Below are 20,584 nucleotides of genomic sequence, written 5' to 3'. Positions count from 1 at the left end.
TGAACCGCTAGACGAACGGGCCAACTAGAAGGAGCAAACAACTTGGCTGGGATGGAGGGAGTCGAACCCCCATTGACGGAACCAGAATCCGCTGTCCTGCCATTAGACGACATCCCAATCGGTTGTTGTCTGCGCCCCTCAGCGCGAGAAAACATAATACGGGAGGTCTCCCCCAGACGCAAGCGTGAACCTCAAAAAAGTTCGTATTTGTGTTCACCTTATGGAGTACGCAGGTCAGAGAGGTGTATCGATAAGGCTGAACACGCGGGTGGAGACACGACGTACCAAGGAAGGCGAGTGCGAGACGAAGATGAGACCCAGGCCCTCCTCCGTCAGCCGCACCATCTCACCCATTAGCTGCGCCTGAGTCACAGCATCGAGCATGGCCGTAGCCTCATCGGCGATAAGGTAGGCGGGATCGACCAAAAGGGCCCGCACCATGCTAAGGCGCATGAGCTCACCGCCCGATAGCTCATGCGGATATCGATTGAGCCAGGATGCCTTCGCGTCGAATCTGTCAAGGAGTCGCTCTAGGGACTGCTTGGACACCGCCCCGGCATCCTCAAGCGACCTGGACACCCTGGCACGGGGATCGAAGGCGAGCTCTGGTTGCTGCCACAGCAGCTGCACAGGCATGGGACGCCCAGCGAAGCTTTCTATGTTGGCGCCGTCGATCTCAACTGTTCCCTGCGATGGCCTAAGATATCCGGCCAAAATGCGGCAGAGCGTGGTCTTGCCCGTACCGGAAGGGGCTGAAATGGCAACCCGCTCGCCAGGGTTCACGGTAAGGTCGATGTTAGAGAACAGCATGTCCCCGCAAGGGTGCCGGTATGCGATTCCTGATGCTATGAGTGCCATCAAGCATCACCCCCTTTTGCTTCTGATGTCGGGCGAACTGAAAAAGTCATGCTCGGGAAGCGCATGCCACAGCGCCTTCGAAAACGGGTGGGAAAGAAGATCGGGAGAGGCAAACGAGGCGGTCGAGGTTTCCTCGACAACGGTTCCGTCGTGGAAGATGGCGACCCTGTCAGCGCACCGCAGCGCGAGTTCGATATCATGCGTGATCAGCAGCACTCCCCCGCCCGCATCGGCAAAGCGGCGCAAATCGTCGATGGCGCGCAGGGCCAAATCCAAATCTAATCCCGGTGTTGGCTCATCGGCAATAATGAGGCGGGGCTCGTCCATAAGCGCGCAAAGCAACAGGACGCGCCTGAGCATGCCGCCGGACAGCTCATGGGGATACATGAGCTCTACGTCGGCTCCAAGCCCGTATTGGGCGAATAGAGACCTCATTCGAGACCGCCTGGCTTCAAACGACGCGCGTCGCTGGCTGCGAGAAGCGCCCCGCGCAGCCCCGACCACTTGACGGCCTATGGGCATGAGAGGGTCGAGGCTGGAAACGCTTTGCGGAACCATGGAGAGCCCGTTGCCGCGAAGCGCTTGGACACGGCCCGCATCAAGGCGCTCGCCATCGAACCAGATAGTTCCAGATACGATTTCATTTGGCTGCCAAAAGCCCATGATGGCGTCGGCCAGCACGGTTTTGCCCGACCCGCTAGCGCCCACAAGCGCCAGAACTTCGCCCTGATGCACGGACAGGTTCAGATCATGAACCACCGGGGCGATAATTTTGCCAGCGGAGAAATACGGCGCATCGGGATCGTACATCTCAAAACCAACCGAAAGGTTTTCGATGGCTAATAGGTGGTGTTCGCCGGGATGCGCTGAGGTCGCAGCATGGGAATGGTGATGGTGGAACTCGCTATCATGATGCGGTCCATGCTTCAATGCTTCCTCGTTCATAGCTGCACCCCCTCCTTAGAAATCAGCGTTCGAAGCGACGAGCCCACCTTCTCAAACAACAGCACCGTGAACAGCAGCGCGAACCCGGGGAAGACCGCCAACCACCATGAGCCGGATGACAGGTAACCCATGGCTTCGGATAGGATCACGCCGATCGCCGGTTCTTCCGGAGAAAGCCCGAAACCCAGAAACGTGATGGACGCCTCGTGCAAGATGGCGTGGGGAAACAGCAGCACCAGACCAACGAGAAACTGCGGAACCACCGCGGGCAAGATGTGGCGAAACGCGATGGCGGGCCAGCTTGAACCAAGGGAACGCGCGCACTGGATATGGGGTTCGCTTCGCACCTGCAGCATTTCTGCACGCAGGACGCGGGCAAGGCTGGGCCAGTGCGTGACGGAGATACCAACGAAGACGCCCAGCGCCCCGCGACCCAGGGCGTAGCTTATGAGAACCAAAAGCACGATATGGGGGATGCCCATAACCAGGTCGATAAACCAGCACACCACGGCGTCCGCGAAGCGCCCGCCAAACGCCGCGATCGAAGCTAGAAGAAACGCTATGACAGAGGAGGCCATCGCCGCGATAAGGCCGATGTAGATAGAGGTGGAAAGACCGCACACGGTTCGCGCAAGCATATCTCGTCCCATCCAGTCGGTGCCGAAAAGATGGACGAGGCTTGGCCCCATGCCCTTGAGCGTGAAGTCGGAGCGGACCGCCTCGTCGTGCAGCACGGGCCCTAGGGCCACAATGATGACGAGCGCGGCACAACATAAGATGATGGAGACGAGCAATGCGCGTCGCCCTGTCAGCGCACTTGCGTGACGGCCGTCATGCAAAAGGTGGCCCGAGCGCTCGGGCCAGGCGCTACAGTTGTCCTGCATGGAACAATCCCCCCTTCACGCGGGGGTCGAGTACCTCTTGAATGAGGTTGGAGATGAGGTTTCCCGCAAAGACAATGCATGACGTGGCAAGCGCGATGCCAACGAGTAAGGGTGCGTCCCCACCAAGACCGGCGGTGACAGCCGCCTGCCCAAGCCCGGGGTAGGAAAAGACCTGCTCCACCAAGACCGACCCACCGATGATCTCGCCAATCGACGCGAACTGCAGCGTAATGGCCGGCATGGCCAAATTCCTCAACCCGTGGTGGATGAGGACGGACCAAGACGACCCGCCGCGCGAAGAAGCGAACCGCGCGTAATCAGACGCAAGGAAGTCGATGGTCTTCTCGCGCGTATGCAAGGCGATGCTGGCGACGCCGGTCAGCGACAAGACCAGCGCGGGCAGCGCCGCGTGATAGAACTTGGTCGCAAGCGACACGGATGCGGACGATTCACCTATAGGTATGGAGAAGCCCAGCGGAAACCAGCCCAACTGGACGGAAAACACCATGAGGGCGATAAGGCCCAGCCAAAACGTAGGGGACGTCGACAGCACGTAGCAGTATCCCTTGATAACGGTATCGACCGCGGTCCCGCGCTTTGCACCGGCGGCGACCCCAAGGCAAAAGCCCGCAATGCCCGATATGCACCACGCGACGGCGAGCAAAACGATGGAACAGGAAAGCTTTTCGGCAACAACCTGTATAACGGGAGCGTTGTACCTAAGGCTGTACCCCAAGTCTCCGGCCAGCGCGTCGGAAACCCATGCAGTATAGCGCGCGAGAACGCTTTGGCCAACGCCCCAGCGCTCCGCGAGCGCAGCCCTCTTTTCAGCACTCATGGTAAGGTATGCCGCTTGCCCGACATTTGCCTGCACGGGATCGATGGGCGACATGCCAACAAGTAGAAATGTAATGAAGCTCACGGCGATAAGCAGCAGCGCGAAGCGGGCCCCCGTTGCCAACAGCCAACGGAGTTTTGAGCCGTCGACGCGCGGGGATAACGCAGATGAACGAGGTCTCAAAAGACTTCCCAACAAGGACAAGGCCCGTCGCCACGAGCGGGCGCGGGCCGTATGGACAAAGCGGACGAGAAATGACTACCGGGACCAAGACCAGGTGTCGACGTTGTTCACCAAAGACCAACCGTGGCCGTGGGGGTGCGGCTTTTGCTTCGCCACATCCAGGCCGCTGCGTTTCCAATACAGATGGTCCACGTTGGCGATCCAGCACCAGGTCGAGGCGCCCTGCGGGGCCACACCCTCTTCACCATCCCACATGGCCTTCTTCCAAAACGGATAGGATTCCTCAAGGGTGGTTTGAGCCAGCGCCTGGTCAAGATAAGCGTCGACCATCTCGCTCTCGTAGCAGGGATAGTTGCCCCAGCCCGTGGAATAGTGCAGCTCGTACACCTCAACCGGCGCATTGGAGCCCCAGCCCCACAGCACGGGTGATTCAAACTGATGCAGGTAGATCTCATCCCAGCTAGCGCCTCGCGGCGTGGCCTCGATACCCAGCTCGAGTACTTGATTGCAAAACTCGTTTGCAAGGGCCTGGCGAGCCGAATCGTCAGAAGAGTACCAAACGTCGAATGCGGCGCGAACGCCATCGCGCTCGCGGATTCCGTCAGAGCCCGCGCTCCACCCCGCCTCGTCCAAAAGCTGCTTGGCGCGATCAAGGTTGTAATCAACAACCATATCATCGCTGGACCAAGGCATCCCGTCCCCCACGCTATATGCGACGTGCCCATATCCATTCAACACGTGCTCAACCATGCTGGAGCGGTCGATTCCGCAGTTGATGGCGCGTCTGATCGCGATATCGCAGGTGACATCGTTGCCTGCATTGTAGGCGATGTCGCCCTCGAGAACCTTGGTGGCGCCGGCGGCGAGGGTTGGCAGCGAGATGCCGCGCGAGTCCACCGTCTTGTAGTTCGCGAGCTCAAAGCCATCGATGGTTTGGTCCGAATACGTGGGATAGGTGAACGCGATATCGACCTGACCGGATTTGGCGGCGGCAAAAGCGGCGTCCTCGGCCATAAACACAACCACCACGCGCTCCATATTTGGCTTGTCGCCGTAGTAATCCGGGTTGGCGGTAAAGATGACCTGCTGGCCCTTATCCCACTGCTCGAGCATGTAGCGGCCCGATCCAATGGGGGCGGACCCGTAATCCTCCCCGTAGGCGTGCTCCGGGACGATACCAAGCACCGCAAGGGTGAACAGAAGGGCGTTGTAGGGTTTGTTGAGGCGGACCTCAAGGACATGGTCGTCGGTGGCGACGGCGGTATCGACCATGGACAGATCCGCTTCGGACGTATTGCCCTGGGCGACCGAGTTGATAGTGAAGGCGACATCTTGAGCCGTCAGAGGCTCGCCGTCCGTAAACTTGACGTCGTCGCGCAGCTCAAACGTCCACACCAACCCGTCTTCCGAGCAATAATAATTCGTCGCGAGGTCGCCGACGATCTCCATCTGGTCGTTGGTTGTGACCAACGTGGATTGGATGAGGGGCTCATGCACGTGCTCGCCGCACCCCCACGCGACCAAGGGGTCGAAGCCCGCAGCAGGCTCGCTGCCGGCGTTCATCGCAATGGTGACGGTGTGATCGCGATCGACAGGGGAAGACCCGGCGGGATCAACGCTACTAGAGCCGGAGCAGCCCGCAAGACCAGTAGATGCTGCAAGTGAAATTGCAGACGCAAGCGACCCTCCAACCAATGTCCTTCTATTGATTGGACGAGATGAAACGGCGTGATTCATGAGCTGACCCCAATGAGTGTTACGATGTCATCACATCGTGTTACCAGTAGTGTGAATAATCCTACTCTAGATAACACGATGGGACAATTACATTTGTACACACACGCAGTGATTGGTAGTGCCCCACGTTGCGAAGCGCCGGACTAATAGCAGCGAGACGCCCGCCTAGGCAAGACGAAGATACGCGAGCAAGTCATTCTTTGAATTGGGAGCCGTCCCAGCGATAGTGGCGTCGAGTGCCCTGTCAAGCAACTGCCCTATTCTGGGGCCGGGCTCGACCCCGGCTTGAATAAGGTCCCGACCAGTTAGGTTGAGCGTGGCTATGCTGTAGGCATCGCCATTGGCCACAAGCTCACGAACCATCTCGCGCATCCGCTCTATCTCTTCCACGTAGCTAAAGCAGCATGTCGCCTTACCCAATGTATCCGCGCGCTTAAGGTCGAACAGCTCGCCGATAAGGCGGGGAACGTCCCTGCCCTCGCCTGCAAAAAGCGACATGCCCTTAAGAAGGCTAGACCGCTCAGGGTAGAGGGGAAGATCGTGATAGGAGATAAGGAGGCAGACGTCGCGGACCAGGTTGTCGCATAGTCCGAGCCGCCTCATGATTACGCGTGCCTTTTTTGCTCCGGCTTCGGGATGACCATAGAAATGACCACGGCCCGCCTCATCAACAGTGAAGCAATCGGGTTTGGCGATATCGTGGAGCAACGCCGACCACATAAGCGTCGGGGAAACCTCGCAAGATGGATCCCCGCCATCGATGCGAAATGCCGACAGCTCGCCGGCAACGGTGAGGACGCGAGCAATATGGTCGTACACATCAAAGGCATGGTAACGCGTACATTGGTCAAAACCGCGGCACGTCTGAAGCTCTGGAATGGCGGCGCACATAAGATCGGGGTAGCGGACCATCGCGTCCCCTCCCCTTCTTGTAGCCAAAATGCCCGAAAGCTCGATCCCCACGCGCTCCCGGGCAACCGAATCAAGAAGATGCGCGCACTCGGAAAGAGCCGACGCGGTCTGAGCCTCCATGGCAAAATCGAGACGGCAAGCGAAACGAACGGCCCTCAGCATTCGAAGGGCGTCTTCCTCGAAGCGAGTGCGGGCTACGCCAACCGCGCGAACAAGGCCCTGAGAAAGGTCAGAGACGCCGTTGTACATATCAAGAAGACCGCGCGCTGGATGCCACGCCATGGCATTGATAGTGAAATCCCTGCGAGCAAGGTCATCCAGGATTGAAGACGCCATAACGACATCTTCCGGATGCCTGCCATCGGTATAAAAGCCGTCTTTTCGATACGCCGTGACCTCTATGCGCTCACCGTCCGCGATGGCGGTGATGCCACCGAAGCGAATGCCGCTACGGACAACGTCCACTCCAGCGGACAGCAAGGCATCTTCACTTTGCCGCCACGTACCGGAACAACAAAGATCTACATCATGGGAAGGCGCTCCCAGCAAGGCGTCGCGAACCCATCCGCCAACAAACCACGCTTCAAGACCGGCATCCTCCAGCGCGCGAACAACGCGAACGGACGCGTCCGATGGGACCGCACCGCACAACGAAGCGCCCTTATACGAATCGTCCAAATATGAATCGATGCTAGCGTTTTCAAGCTGAGGCATAGCTTCCACCTTTCATAGTGTGGATAGTATACTCGCGATTGATAAAGCGGCCGTACCTAAAGATCCGAAATGGCACAGCGAGGTTTCTTCGAAGGCTCGGGTGAGCGGGTCCAGCTTGTAAAACCCCCACAGACATGTCCAACCAAACCAAAACGAAAAGCCCCTCTTGAAGAGGGGCTCAAATCGATTAACTTGGTCGCCATCGAAAGACAGCGGTAACCATCGATTATTAGCGAGGCAACTTGCGAACGGCGATGCGCTTGCTGTACTCCTCGACGTGACCGAAGTCACCAAGGCCAACGCTCTCGGCAACGTTAGCGCCCGTTGCGAGGGCGAGCTTGAGGGCGTCCTCGACGTTGTCGCGGTCGTCATACCACTTATGCAGGAAGGCAGCGAGCGTGGAATCGCCGGCACAAACGGAGGAAACGAGCTTGATGTTGAACTGACGCTGGGCGTACCAGATGTCCTCGCCGTTGGAGAAGTAGGCGGAGCCACGGCTACCCATGGTAAGGAGAACGTTCTGAATACCGATCTCATGAGCCATGGCGAGGGCACGACGGGCATCATCATCGGTATCGATCTGGACGCCGAAGATCTCGCGCATCTCATGATGGTTGGGCTTGATGAGCAGCGGTTTCTTGGCTGCAAGATCCTTCAGCTTAGAGCTGGAGAGATCGAGGACGACATCGGCGCCGCGGGCCTGGGCATGGTCGACGACCTTATCCAGAAAATCCTTGGAGGCGCGAGGAGGAACGGAACCGGAAACGACCAGACAATCGAGGTTGCCGGCGGTGTCCAGAATCTTGTAGAGCTCTTGCTCGTTCTGAGGGGTGATAGGAGCGCCGGGATTAAGGACGCCGTACTCGTTCTCGCCATCGTTGATGTATGCGCAGATACGGGTGATGCCGTCAACCCAAACGGGGCGGCAAAGGCAGCCCATGTTCATGGTCTCCTCGACGATGAACTTACCGGTAAAACCGGCAAAAAAGCCAAGAGCTACGGAATCGACGCCGAACTTCTTGAAGGCGTAGGAAACATCCAGGCCCTTACCGTTGGGCGTATAGCTAGCGGAGCCAGAGCGGACGTTCTCGTTAGGAACAAGACCGTTGCAGGAAACAGTCATATCGACAGCTGGATTAGCCGTGAGTGTATAGAACATATTGCCCCCTTTATTCAATGAGGGGTCGCCTCGCCGCGTTGCGAAGCGGCCCCTCGATTACAAAACCGTAGTCGGTCGCAAGCCCTAGCGGGCGGCCTCCTCCAGAAGAGCCTTAACCTCAGCGGAGGTGGAAAGCGAAAGCGCGCGCTCGGCGAGCTCGTCGCACTCCTGCTTAGACCACTGGGAAATGGTCTTGCGAGCGCGAAGGATGCTGGGCGCGGACATGGAGAACTCCTCCAAGCCGAAGGAAATCAGAAGCGGCTCGAGCAGCGGATCGGCAGCTGCCTCGCCGCACATGCCGACCATGATGCCCGCCTTGACACCGCATTCGATGATGTTCTTAATCGAGCGCAGGACCGCAGGATAGTACACGTTGTACAGGTTGGAGATGCGATCGTTGCCACGATCGGCGCACATGGTGTAACCGATAAGGTCGTTGGTGCCGATGGAGAAGAAGTCAGCCTCCTCGGCGAGCTTATCAGCGATAAGGGAGGCGGCCGGGGTCTCCATCATGACGCCGACCTCGGTATCAGGATTGAACTTGAATCCCTCCTGATCGAGCTCCGCCTTGCAGACCTCGACGAGCTCCTTGACGGCGCGAACCTCCTCGACGCAAGTTACCAGCGGGATCATAATCTTGATGTCACCAAAGGCGCTGGCGCGCAACAAAGCGCGAAGCTGCACCTTGTACTGGTCGGCGTTATCAAGGCAGTAGCGAACGGCGCGATAGCCCATAAAGGGATTCTCCTCCTTCTCCATATGGAGATAGGGGATCTCTTTGTCGCCGCCCACATCAAGCGTGCGGATGATGACGGGAGCGCCCTTGAGAGCGGTGGCAACCTTACGATATGCCTGGAACTGCTCCTCCTCAGACGGAAGCTCAGTAGCATCCATAAACAGGAACTCGGAGCGGAACAGACCGATCGCCTCTGCATCGTGGTCGAGCGCGTTGGCAACATCGTCGGGGCTGCCGATGTTGCAAGCAAGAATCTTCTTGATGCCGTCAGCGGTAACAGTCTCTTTGCCGCGGAAAGCCTCGAGCGCGGCCTTCTCCGCAGCGAACTCCTCAGCCATAGCGGTGTACTTGGCAAGAACGTCTGCGTCGGGCTCGGAAATAACGACGCCGTCAGAGCCATCAACGATTGCAGTCATGCCGTTGCGAAGCGCAGAGCAGCTGTTGGCAACGGAAAGAACCGCGGGAATCTCGAGTGCGCGAGCGATGATCGCGGAGTGAGATGTACGGCCACCGGTTTCGGTAACGATACCGGCAACGTTCTTCTTATCGATAGTCGCCGTCATGGACGGGGTAAGGTCATGAACGACGACGACGGTGTTCTCGGGCAGGACGGAAAGGTCGACGACCTCAACGCCCAGAAGCTCGGCGAGAATACCGGTGCGGATATCTGCGATGTCGGCGGCACGAAGACGGAACATCTCGTCGTCCATAGACAGGAACATGTTCTCGAACATGGTGCTAGCGTCGACAAGCGCCTGCTCGGCGCAGGTGCCGCCATCGATGGCGCCGTAGATGGCATCAGTCATGCCGGGGTCCTGGGCAAGAACGATGTGCCCCAGCATGATCTCGGCCTCCGCCTCGCCCACGGCGGTCTTCATATGATCAGCCTGAGCCTGGGTCTTCTCGCAGAAAACCGCAAGCGCGGACTGGTAACGCTCCTTTTCAGCAGCGGCGTCGGCGACCTCATGCGGCTCGAACGTAAGGTCCGGATCCACAGCGATCATGACGGTACCGATACCGATGCCCTCAGACGCATTGACTCCCTGGTACATTCCCATTCCTCTCTCCGTAGCTTGCAAGTTGCAAGCATACAAAATGCAGGCGCCCACACAAGTGTAGACGCCTGCGACATTGCTATGAACTCAATTGTTCAAGGCTAAGCCCGCGGGCGAGCTACTCGCCAAGACCGCTCTTGATGAGCTCGATGGCTGCAGCGAGAGCCTCGGCCTCGTCAGCGCCGTCGCACTTGACCTCGACCTCGGTGCCGCAAGGGATGCCAGCGGCCATCAGAGCCATGGGGCTCTTGCCGTTAACTTCCTTGTCGGGGGTAACGACGGTGACGTCGCATGCAAACTTGCCCATGGTGGAGGCGAAGAGGCCTGCAGGACGCATGTGGAGACCCTGGGGATTAACGAGGGTAGCCTTCTCAGAAACCATAACTGACTCCTTTTCAACATGCCATGGCGAAAAGCCAAGAAGCACGATATAAGACGCATCTAGTTTAACGCATCATGTAATAAATTCCATTCACAACAAAGATGAATTAGTAGATGTAAATACATGATTACGGAGACATATGATTCTAAATGTGGAATATCGTGGATGCTAATCGTTAACCCAATTATGGAATAGGATAGTAATTCGCACAAAAAATGGCCGCGCGGAGCACGGCCAAAACACCTCTGGGGTGCGCCATATAGGATTCGAACCTACGACCTTGGGATTAGAAGTCCCCTGCTCTATCCAACTGAGCTAATGGCGCATGTAGACAAATTATAAACGAGCCGACCGTTCTGGCCAATAGGTATACCATGGCCCTTGTGATGAACTATGATTTCATGCGGAAGAATCAAGTCGTTGAGGAGACACATGAGCTCACTAGAACACCGGAACAATAAGATCGCAGTTCTAATTCCCTGCTACAACGAAGAGGTCACCATTCATAAGGTTGTGAGCGATTTTAAGCGCGAGCTTCCCGAAGCTGATATCTACGTTTATGACAACAATTCGTCCGACGATACCTCCAAGCTCGCAAAAGACGCTGGCGCCATCGTTAGGTTCGAGCCTCGTCAGGGCAAGGGCAATGTGGTTCGCCAGATGTTCCGAGATATCGATGCCGACTGCTACCTCATGGTAGATGGAGACGACACGTATCCCGCAGAATCCGCTAGAGAGCTTTGCGAGCCCATTCTGAACGGCGAGGCCGATATGACGGTTGGCGACCGACTTTCAAACGGAACGTACGCCGAGGAAAACAAGCGCGCTTTCCACGGTTTTGGAAACGACCTGGTTCGCGCCATGATCAAATGGATCTATGGATACAGTTTTGATGACGTCATGACCGGGTACCGCGCATTCTGCCGTCCTTTTGTAAAGACGTTCCCCGTAATGTCTGAGGGCTTCCAGATCGAAACAGAGATATCCATACACGCTGTGGATAGGCGTTGGCGCATAAAGGACGTACCCATTATCTATCGCGATCGCCCTGAAGGCAGTGTTTCCAAGCTGAACACCATTGGTGATGGCATGAAGGTGATGATCGCCATCGCATCCCTGTTCAAAAATTATCGTCCCCTAAAATTTTTCTCGCTAGCCGCCCTCGTACTTGCAGTCATCGGTCTGCTTTTAGGCATTCCCGTCATTGTCGAGTTCTTTGAGACAGGCTTGGTGCCCAGGCTTCCAACCGCTCTGCTGGCAACAGCGTTCATGTTTTTATGCGGCCTGTCCTTCGCAACCGGCCTTGTGCTGGACAATCTTGCGAAGACGGAGCGCAAGCAATGGGAGCTGGAAGTCTACAAGATCTCAGAGAACGATAAATAGCGCATAAAGATTCGCGATCACGTTGCAAAAGAGCGGAGCCCTCATATAAGGGTTCCGCTCTTTTCTAGATCAACTCTGCAAAGTTTCGATATTGGATAGCGGCCCTATCGTTCACCAGGTCGATATAGGGGGATCCATCGTCATCGAGGGAATACCACTGACCGTCAGGCGATCGATATCCAAACGCATTGAGATACGAAAGCGTTTCTTGCAGCGCAAGAGAAGACTTTTGATACTCCGTGAGCGGAACGCCAACGTACTCCAAAAGGAGCCCTGCAAGATTGCAGATGTTGGTATCCATGTACTGAGAAACCTGGTCGCTGCTGGGAAGGTCGTAGTTGGCCCACATGAAATAAGGGGTTTCGTAAATCCTTGCCTGCCCCGCGATGCTATCGGTATCTCCAAATGCGGCATCGTTGAGCTCGTTGGTGAAAGCCGGCTGATGATCACCGAAGAAGACAACGACAACCGGCCTGCCAATCACCCTTAGCTCGTTTAAAAACCATGCGAGGTCGGCGTCCGACTTATTGATGCAGGCCACATATTCGTTCAACGCGTTCCTCACGGTATCCGAGACACCTTGGGGAGAATAGGAAGGAAGCTGGTCTGCCGGGATATTGCCCCAGTCGTATCCGCCATGGTTTTGAATGGTCACATCGAAGATGAACTGGGGCGAGGAATCATCCCGAAGGATGTCGAGGATCTTAGCGTAGCTGCACGCATCGGACAGGCCGGCGTGGTACCACTCTCCCCCATCGAAATCATCCCTGTCGATAAACTCATCGAAACCGATCTGCCCGTAGATAACGTCGCGATTCCAATTGGTCGCAATATAGGGATGGATTGCCGTGGAACTATAGCCGTAAGAGCTCAATTGCTTGGGTAGGCTGGCGATATTGGAAAGGTTATAGGACGTGAAGGGGTAGGTGCCAAATCCAACGTGCGCCATCGAAACACCGGTAAGGAACTCGAATTCAGAGTTGCACGTTCCGCCGCCAAACACAGAGGAGAGAACTTTACCCCCGACGATGCCGTCCTGCAGCGTTCTGGGATACGCAGCGCCCTCATAGCCGCCATCAAGACCGTTGAATACGGACAGGTCGGCATACGACTCGTTCATGATCGCAACGATGGCGGGCTTTTGCCCTGCAAACTGCTCTTGCGCCATGCGGACACCCTCGCTCGAGCCCCTGGTGGCATCATATTGCGAGGCGTAACCCTTCTCTAGCTGGTCCGCCTTTTGATCGGAATACCCTTCCGGCTCCTTGATGGCCAAAGACTGGGCAAGGGACGTAAAAGATGGGAGAAAGCCCTGAGTCTTATAAACTCCCAAAGGATCCCAATAACTGTTGGTGCACCCAAAGGTGTTCACAAAGTCAGTGGTCACAAGCGCGTGTGCAAAAGCAAAGCAGAAAATACAGCCAAGCGCGCCTTCGATGAACATGGAATAGCGCCTCTTACCGAAGATCCGAGGACGAACCGGGACCATAAAGGACAGCAGGACGATGGCGGCGGAATACCACGGAACGAGCGAGACGATCGAATCGGTAAAGACAAAGTCGTAACCATCGCTCACTGCCATAGCGGTGCCAAGAGCCATCAAGTCGCTTGGCAGGATTGAAGACTGTTTAAACTGGGAGATAAAGTACTGAGCGATACCCACGAAGAAGAGGAACGACATGCCCAAGGCGACAAGCGAGCCCGAACGCAAGCCAAGGAAATAAAGGCACACGAAACCGAGGGCAATCATCGCGAAGTTCAGGAGAACCATATTGGCGGGCAGGGCGTAGAATTCATCGTTCCAAGGCAGCTCTATGAGCACCACGGAGAGAACCGCAGCCCCAAGTACGAGCAGAACATCTCTAAAAATAGTGAATGCAAGGGCGCTCGATACCGGAAGGTCGCGCTGATATCGAGTGACATTCGGGCGAAAAGCCATAAGGCATCCACCTACGATGAGGGAAGCCATGGCAGGCGTGAAAGACCATTCGCATTCAAGCCATCCTTTGACATCAAGGAAAACGAACCCGCATAACAATGCGACGAAGGGAAGGCCCCACAACGCGGCGACAACGCGATCGCGCGAGACGGGAAAGCCATCACGGACGAGAAAGAAGGCGTGGCAGCAGATGACGAGCAAGACCCCGATAACCAGATCAAATATTTGCACGGTAACCCCCATAAAAACGACCCGAGAGGCTAAACGGCTGACAATCTGTTTACCCAGGCCTAATACATGCTTGATTTGATATCGAATTACTATAGCACGAACAGCAAACCCCGAATCAAAAGTGCATGTATACTAAATCGATGCGGGTAGCTATAAAAGTCGATTTGCGCACACATATGTACCTGCACCCAATGCGTTGAAAGGATCCGCATGCCCTTTTTAAGTGTTCTCATTCCCGTATATAATGGCGAGCGCTATCTGGGTTCCGCCATCGAGTCCGCTCTGAACCAACCCTGCAAGGACCTTGAGATCATTGTTGCCAACGATGGATCAACGGATAACTCGCTTGCCATAGCAAGGCAATATGCAGATAAGGATGATAGGATTCGCGTTGTCAGTCACGAGAACGTTGGCCCGGGGCAAACGCGAAACGAGGTTATCCCCGACCTTAATGGCAAATGGACCATCTTCCTTGATTGCGACGACCAGATTCTGCCCAATTTTTATACGGAACAGCTCAAGTCCTTCCTTGAGTACTGTATTGAAAAAGAGATCGAGACCATTGTTCCGTGCAGGCTGTGCTGCACACCCGATCTTACGAAGGCGAATATGGAATACGTCCCCTTTGATGAGGTGTTTGAATCTGCAAGCGACGCCTCATGGAGGATCGACTACGAGTTCGCAACCCTCTTGTACTTTACTCCCATGCTTAAACGGGAGCACATAGTATTCAGCACCACAAGGCCCGCTGAGATGGAGAGCATCTTTAGGCACAAAGCCGCATTCTGCTCCAAGCACTGCCTGTTTACAAACAAGATCTGGTTTGCGATGAGGAGAGAAAACCCCCATCAAACCACCAAGAGCAAGAGCTGGGGCACCGAGCGAGTCGACAGGATAAGGTTTCAAGAATACGGAAAGCTTATCGAATGGCATGCGGCGCGTGGGACGACGGGTTACGTGATCGAGGAGGCCCGGCGCAAGCGCGATGCCGCTGAGATAGCCATTAAGAACTCCGGCGTTAAACCCACCCTTCGCCAAAGGATCGAAGAGTATAGAGGCATAAAGCGGTGGCGGGCGGAACGCAAGAAAACCGCCAAACCGATTGCAGACTATATCCTCGACGAACCTTCGCAGGCCCATGCGATTTCCGAGCTCGTAGAGCTTATCGAACGCGCGTAGCTACAGACCATAACGAAAAAGGCCGCCCGGATAGACGAGCGGCCTTTTTCGTAGACGCTACTTCTGGATAAGCGCTTTAAGCTTGCCGGGAAGGTACGTGAGCTTGGAGCCGATTTTGAAAGACGTGGAGTTCCTCAACTCGTCCACTTCAGCGCGAAGCGCATCTGCCTCGCTTGATTTTTTCTCCAGATATCGATTCTTCTCCTCAAGCTGCAAGGTAGTTTCCTGAAGCTCGGTTTCGAGAACCCATGCGCGCCAACGCAGGTAATCGATTTGCTCGCTGTTTCCAGTGATATTACGCTGATACAGCTCGGATCCATGTGAAAGCAGTCGAGCAGCCGAGGTGCCGGCCTCCAAGCACGCGACGACCTCATCCTCAGACTCGTTCGCAAGATCGCTAAGCGCGCCCACGCCCTTCTCGATGCGCGAGAGAAGGAACTCTCTCCCCTCGAACAGATCGACGAGATGCCTGAAGATCTCATCGGAATCAGCATCCATTCGAAGGATATGATTGCCAAGGCCGCACTCGCGGTACAGCGACACAACCTTGGGTAGGTAGCCCAAGCCAACGCAGGGGACGCCGCTTCGAGCCAAGATTAACGAGCAGTGATAGCGCATCGACAACCCGCCGTAGCAACGAACGAGCATTCCCGCGATGGCATCGATGTCGTCGCCGGGATTAAAGATGAGGGCGCGATCGGAAAGCTCCATAGCATCGATCACCGCTTGGGACGGAACGATATCGTCCTGGTCGAGAATGCAGAACAAGAAACGAGCATCTTGATATCGCTTGCCAAGGGAATCGAGAGCGCGAGCCACGGTTTTATCGAATCCGGGAACCACGTTCTCGTAATCGCGAAGCGACACCACGATCAGCTTCTCCATTCGATAATCGACACCGTGGTCTATGAGCCACTGATCAGCATACGCACTGGGCTCAGAGGTCGCGGTAAACGCAACGTCAGCGCGCCTGGCTACCTGATCTGGAGACACGCCTGCCGCGAGAACCGCCTTCGCGGTCATCTCGTCACGGGCAAGGAACCTCGCGCCAAGCGAGCCCATATAGCGAACCAGGAGCTTTCCGTCCCTTAGATCGAGAGGTCCCGCACCGATTCCGTAGAAGAAGACCGGCGTGTCATTGAGCAGCGCGACCTGACAGAAAGAGGCGATACCCGGCAAGTCAGAATGCATCTGCGTGGAAACCAGCTCGCCCTTACCCATGGTCCAGCGAACGCCTTGATCAAATAGCAACCCAGCCATCACAAGAGCAATCGAGCTGGCCTCGAGAGCCCGATCGAGCGCAAACGAATCTTCAAGTCCAATGGAGTAGATGCCGCGATGCACCAGCGTATGCCAGGGATCCTCACCCACGGCGAGCAAAATCGTTCCAGGGCACCTTAGGTTCAAGCGCTTGGCGATGGTGGACAAGATGTACTCATCGCCGAAATTGCCCTTGCCAACATAACCAAACAGGGTCGCGATGCGGCAGTGGTTAAAAGAAGCCTCCCCATCGAACAGGATGTCGAACGCTGAAGCCACAAACTGCTCGAACACGGCATCCTCGACCTCGCATTTATACCGCTCCAGAAAAGCGCCGTAGGAGATGGGGCCGCCGCATTCAATGCGATAGCCCATATCGTCTCTCGAAAGGACCAGAATGGAGGCATCGCCTATGATGGACCCGCACATCATCAAATAACGCTGAAGTGGCGCGGGCTCGCCATCGCCTTCATCAAAGTAAATGAGGAGATTGGAGAAGCCCATCGCATAAGCAAGGGAAGAATAATCCGAACGGATCTTGATCTCCTCGGGCCAAGAGTCGCCCAAGCAACGCACAACGGTGTCGTTTCTGTCCGCCAGCCCCTGAAGGCACGCAAGGCGCTCGGGCGTGAAATCCTGCAAACAAAGATATCCCCTTGAAAGGGCAATGTCGTTTGCAAGAACGGTGGAGCGAAGCTTCGCGTCCGGAGCTAACGGAAGCAACAAGTTGCTGGAAAACCGACCCTCGTGCTCCATATCAGAGGCACAGATAACAAGATCCGCAGTCGTGTTCAGTGAATCGAGGGAGCAACGGCACTGCTGCTGATCGAGGGCGTAGACAACCACGCTAAGATTATCCAGGACATCCGACTGCTCTGCATCGACCTGAACGCCATCTGCCAGAACAAGGGCCTTAACGCCCCAACGGTTGATGAGGTTTCTTAAAAACGCAAGGCGCACCACACCGCCTTGAAAGAGCAGCGGCCATGTATGTGCTGAGAAGTAGAACACTCCATATCCAAGAATCTCAAGCGTCTCCTTAAGCCTCCACGAAGGAGCCAGGACACCAAGATTGGGGTCACCGATAACGATCACATTGCGAGAGTCTTCAACTGTAGCAAGTTCAGACATGATGTTCCTCTCAGTACCGTAACGAACGTTAAATGATTGTAGCGCGATGGGGCCAATCTCCAACACGCGGTCCCCCGATACACCGAGAACACCCGTTTCAGTCAAAAAGCGACCGACGCGATTCAAACGGGAAATGACAGAAGAGCCTTAGCTAAGTACAATTAACCGTAAACGCAATTGCTAAGGACTAGATATGAGCAAATCGACAACGGGCCCTGTAATAACGCCGGCCAGCGTGCCTCCGCATCCTTCACAAAGGCTCGAATGGATAGACATCGCCAAGGGCTTCGCGTGCCTTCTTGTAATAGTCGGCCACACGATATCACCGGAGTCGGCGCTCTATCGACACATATTCTCGTTTCATATGCCCCTATTTTTCATTTTGGCTGGGTACACGTTTAAACCAAAACCCCTGATGCCGCTTGTGGCGTCGTCGGCAAAAAGGCTACTGCTTCCCTACACGATAGTCTTTCTGCTTTGGCACGGAATGCTCGCGCTCAAATCTGGCCCCATAACGGACCAAAGCATCTTGTCCCTTGCACTCACCTACACCTTCGCCTCCGGCATCGACCTGGAAACGCCCAAGGTCGTCGCCGTTGGAATGGCATGGTTCCTCGTGGTCCTCTTTGTCGCCAGAATCCTCTTCAACATCGCGGCGGCCGCGGCGCAACGCTCCAAGAAGCCGCTGGCCACCTTGGGCATCCTCAGCTTGACCAGCCTTGCACTTGGCTATTCGCTGGGCGCTCGACTTGGCATCTACCTGCCCTTTAGCTTCGACATCGCACTTGTGGCGATCTTCTTCATGTACGTAGGATATGCGGCGAAGCAGCTTGACCTATTTAGCAAGATCAAGAGCAAATGGCTCGCTCTGCCGATATCCGTCGTTCTTTGGCTCGCTACCTCAAGCAACAGCTCGCTCGAGCTCGCAACGCGCGCCTATCACAACGTAGCGCTTGCGCTTATCGCCGCCATCGCGGGAACGCTGTCGGTCTGCCTGGCTGCCGCCGTCCTCTCAAAAGCTTCCCATCCGGCTATCAACTATTCCATAAAAAAGCCCCTGCTTTTTTATGGACGAGAAGGAATGGCCATATACTGCATGCATGCGCTCGATTGGTGGATAGCATGGAGCTCGCTTCCGTTCTTGATCGGAATGCCATTTAGCAACGGAATCGCATCCATTGTGAGAATCATGTACTGCACGGGCTTTGTCCTACTTTTGAGAACGGCGTAAAGGAATCATCGTATGAACAAACCAGGCAATCACTTCGCTAAGAAATCGATGCCGGCGATAAAGACCAAATGCGAGTCTTCTCCATCAAGGCTTGCCATGAAGGTGCTAGTGGCACTCGTAGCGATATTCGCAATCGAAGCCATCGTATTCCATTGGCGCTATTGGCTTACGCTGGCAGGTATCATTTCTGGCAATCCCGGGCCGTTTCTCATCTCTAAGGCCCGCCTTGCGGTGATGGCGATTATCTACGTGCTGTTCGAGATATTCAAACCCTCCTCGGCCATCTGGAATATCAAGTTTTTTGACATGGGAGCTAGGGCAAAAGTATCCCTTGGCATCGCGTTCGCGATAAGCTGTATGGGTATGGGTGCGTTCTCCCAGCTTTCGGGTCAAGCGGCATGGCTGGAACAGGGCCCGGTCTACAATGAGGGAATCGAAGCCGTCCAGGACGGCAACCAATATAACCACCTTGCCGACGCGCTGCTCAGCGGAAGCCTCAGCCTTGATCTTCCTTCCTCACCCATCTTGGATAGTATGGAAAACCCCTACGACCCGGCTCTTAGAGCACAGCTCAATAAGGAAGCTCGCGAACCCATCTATTGGGACTACGCATATTACGACGGAAGCTATTACTGCTATTTCGGCGTAGTGCCGTGTCTGCTAATGTTTCTGCCCTTCAAGGCGTTTACAGGCATGCACTTGCGCACAGATATCGTTGTCGTTGCGTTCGCGTGCCTCACGCTTGCCGCTTCGGCACTGCTTCTTGTCGAACTCGCTAAAAAGTATGCTAAAGATATATCTCTTGGACAGTATCTTATTGGCTTTATATTGCTTGGACTGAGCTGCGGTGTATTGGAGCAGGCCTTTCTACCTAGAATTTATCCCATCCCAATACTCTCCGCGCTGTTCTTTACATACATGGGCCTCTACTTCTGGATCAAGGCGGAGCGCCAATTTGCCCAATCGCGAACATGGAACAAAGCCTATCTCGTTGCAGGCTCCTTCTCTATAGCGCTCACGCTGGGCTGCAGGCCGCAATTTGTACTTGCATGCTTGTTGGCGTTCCCCATCTTCTTTGACGAGATTAAGCAACGTGAGTTCTTCTCCGTCCGCGGCATCTGGAACACACTGGCTGTCATCGTGCCGTTCCTCATCATTTTGGCCCCCATCGCATGGTACAACCAGGCACGCTTTGGCTCTTGGACCAACTTTGGAGCCTCATATAACATCACGGGCGGAGACATGACCTCGTACACGTTCAGCGCGGCGAAAATCATGATCCAATTCCTTGAATACCTCTTTTTACCCTTCCAGCTTATTGGCTCCTTCCCTTACATCTCTACCATCAATACGTCCCCCTTACTGCAAAAGCTTCCCATGCTATTCACCAACGAGCCCTTTTACGCTGGATTCATGTTCCTCACGCCTGTTACGCTCTGCCTCTTTGGACTGCTGTTAAAAAAGCCGCGCCGCGCCCTTAAGGAGCGTGGAGGTCTCAAGTTGTCTGTAGCCTGCCTTGCCATCGCCTCTTTCGACATCGTTGTTGCCAGCTATGTGTCCGGCACCAATATGAGATATTTTGCAGACTTCGCATGGCTGCTACTCATCCCAACCGTCTTGCTTCTTTGGAGCCTGCCATCAAACGATGGCCCAAAGGGGAAGCTCAACCCGGCGATAGCGCTCCTTTCGATAGTTGGTATAGGCCTGTACTGCTGGACGTTTTTGGGGACAGACCGATTTGGAGCCCTCTATATCGAATGTCCCACGCTCTTCAACGTCGTCAAAAACGCCGTTGAAACGCTGATATAGCGTATGTTGCTGAATGCC

The 20,584-nt window shown here is 55.5% G+C and carries 15 protein-coding genes and 2 tRNA genes; 4 read left to right on the top strand and 13 right to left on the bottom strand.

Annotation, left to right across the window (positions count from 1 at the left end):
* Positions 1–43: 43 nt before the first annotated feature.
* The 11 genes from B3H65_RS04225 to B3H65_RS04175 form a co-directional block, all read right to left on the bottom strand.
* A tRNA-Gln gene (locus B3H65_RS04225) sits at positions 44–117 on the bottom strand.
* Positions 118–234: 117 nt separating this feature from the next.
* The gene (locus B3H65_RS04220; protein WP_286684252.1) at positions 235–858 is read right to left on the bottom strand and encodes an ABC transporter ATP-binding protein; all 624 of its coding nucleotides are present in this window, start codon (positions 856–858) and stop codon (positions 235–237) included.
* 6 nt (positions 859–864) lie between these two features.
* Positions 865–1,803 carry an ABC transporter ATP-binding protein gene (locus B3H65_RS04215; RefSeq protein ID WP_286684251.1) on the bottom strand — a complete coding sequence of 313 codons (939 nt, stop codon included), beginning with the start codon at positions 1,801–1,803 and terminating at the stop codon, positions 865–867.
* Positions 1,800–2,687 (bottom strand): ABC transporter permease, encoded by an 888-nt coding sequence (locus tag B3H65_RS04210; protein ID WP_286684250.1) that lies wholly within the window; start codon positions 2,685–2,687, stop codon positions 1,800–1,802. Before B3H65_RS04210 ends, B3H65_RS04215 begins: the two co-directional genes overlap by 4 nt.
* Complete coding sequence (locus B3H65_RS04205) at positions 2,671–3,708, bottom strand: ABC transporter permease (protein ID WP_286684249.1); 1,038 nt, start codon at positions 3,706–3,708, stop codon at positions 2,671–2,673. The genes B3H65_RS04210 and B3H65_RS04205 overlap by 17 nt, the downstream gene beginning before the upstream one ends.
* A gap of 75 nt (positions 3,709–3,783) precedes the next feature.
* Positions 3,784–5,445: an ABC transporter substrate-binding protein gene (locus tag B3H65_RS04200; protein WP_286684248.1), complete on the bottom strand. Its 1,662-nt coding sequence runs from the start codon at positions 5,443–5,445 to the stop codon at positions 3,784–3,786.
* Positions 5,446–5,610: 165 nt separating this feature from the next.
* Positions 5,611–7,071 (bottom strand): CCA tRNA nucleotidyltransferase, encoded by a 1,461-nt coding sequence (locus B3H65_RS04195; protein ID WP_286684247.1) that lies wholly within the window; start codon positions 7,069–7,071, stop codon positions 5,611–5,613.
* A gap of 229 nt (positions 7,072–7,300) precedes the next feature.
* Complete coding sequence (locus B3H65_RS04190) at positions 7,301–8,230, bottom strand: 1-phosphofructokinase family hexose kinase (protein ID WP_009140376.1); 930 nt, start codon at positions 8,228–8,230, stop codon at positions 7,301–7,303.
* Between the two features lie 84 nt (positions 8,231–8,314).
* Entirely contained in the window at positions 8,315–10,018 is a 1,704-nt protein-coding gene (gene ptsP, locus B3H65_RS04185; protein ID WP_286684254.1) for a phosphoenolpyruvate--protein phosphotransferase, read from the bottom strand.
* Between the two features lie 121 nt (positions 10,019–10,139).
* The gene (locus B3H65_RS04180) at positions 10,140–10,403 is read right to left on the bottom strand and encodes an HPr family phosphocarrier protein (protein ID WP_009140378.1); all 264 of its coding nucleotides are present in this window, start codon (positions 10,401–10,403) and stop codon (positions 10,140–10,142) included.
* 251 nt (positions 10,404–10,654) lie between these two features.
* A tRNA-Arg gene (locus B3H65_RS04175) sits at positions 10,655–10,728 on the bottom strand.
* A 107-nt stretch (positions 10,729–10,835) separates the two neighbouring features.
* Between B3H65_RS04175 and B3H65_RS04170 the strand changes: the two genes are divergently transcribed.
* The gene (locus B3H65_RS04170; RefSeq protein ID WP_286684246.1) at positions 10,836–11,786 is read left to right on the top strand and encodes a glycosyltransferase family 2 protein; all 951 of its coding nucleotides are present in this window, start codon (positions 10,836–10,838) and stop codon (positions 11,784–11,786) included.
* Between the two features lie 64 nt (positions 11,787–11,850).
* Here the strand turns inward: B3H65_RS04170 and B3H65_RS04165 are convergent, their stop codons facing one another.
* The gene (locus tag B3H65_RS04165; RefSeq protein WP_286684245.1) at positions 11,851–13,956 is read right to left on the bottom strand and encodes an LTA synthase family protein; all 2,106 of its coding nucleotides are present in this window, start codon (positions 13,954–13,956) and stop codon (positions 11,851–11,853) included.
* A gap of 210 nt (positions 13,957–14,166) precedes the next feature.
* On the opposite strand from B3H65_RS04165, the gene B3H65_RS04160 reads away from it, so the two are divergent.
* Positions 14,167–15,135: a glycosyltransferase family 2 protein gene (locus B3H65_RS04160; RefSeq protein WP_286684244.1), complete on the top strand. Its 969-nt coding sequence runs from the start codon at positions 14,167–14,169 to the stop codon at positions 15,133–15,135.
* 57 nt (positions 15,136–15,192) lie between these two features.
* Here the strand turns inward: B3H65_RS04160 and B3H65_RS04155 are convergent, their stop codons facing one another.
* Positions 15,193–17,526, bottom strand: a complete 2,334-nt coding sequence (locus B3H65_RS04155) for a polysaccharide pyruvyl transferase family protein (protein ID WP_286684243.1) — start codon at positions 17,524–17,526, stop codon at positions 15,193–15,195.
* Between the two features lie 193 nt (positions 17,527–17,719).
* Between B3H65_RS04155 and B3H65_RS04150 the strand changes: the two genes are divergently transcribed.
* Positions 17,720–18,757, top strand: a complete 1,038-nt coding sequence (locus tag B3H65_RS04150) for an acyltransferase family protein (RefSeq protein ID WP_286684242.1) — start codon at positions 17,720–17,722, stop codon at positions 18,755–18,757.
* Positions 18,758–18,769: 12 nt separating this feature from the next.
* The gene (locus tag B3H65_RS04145; RefSeq protein ID WP_286684241.1) at positions 18,770–20,566 is read left to right on the top strand and encodes a hypothetical protein; all 1,797 of its coding nucleotides are present in this window, start codon (positions 18,770–18,772) and stop codon (positions 20,564–20,566) included.
* The last annotated feature ends 18 nt before the right edge of the window (positions 20,567–20,584 follow it).

The organism is Collinsella sp. UBA1693 (genome assembly GCF_002320115.1).
Taxonomy (GTDB): Bacteria; Actinomycetota; Coriobacteriia; order Coriobacteriales; family Coriobacteriaceae; genus Collinsella; species Collinsella tanakaei.
The sequence above is the reverse complement of the archived record's forward strand: the minus strand, read 5'-3'. Positions and strand labels throughout refer to the sequence as shown.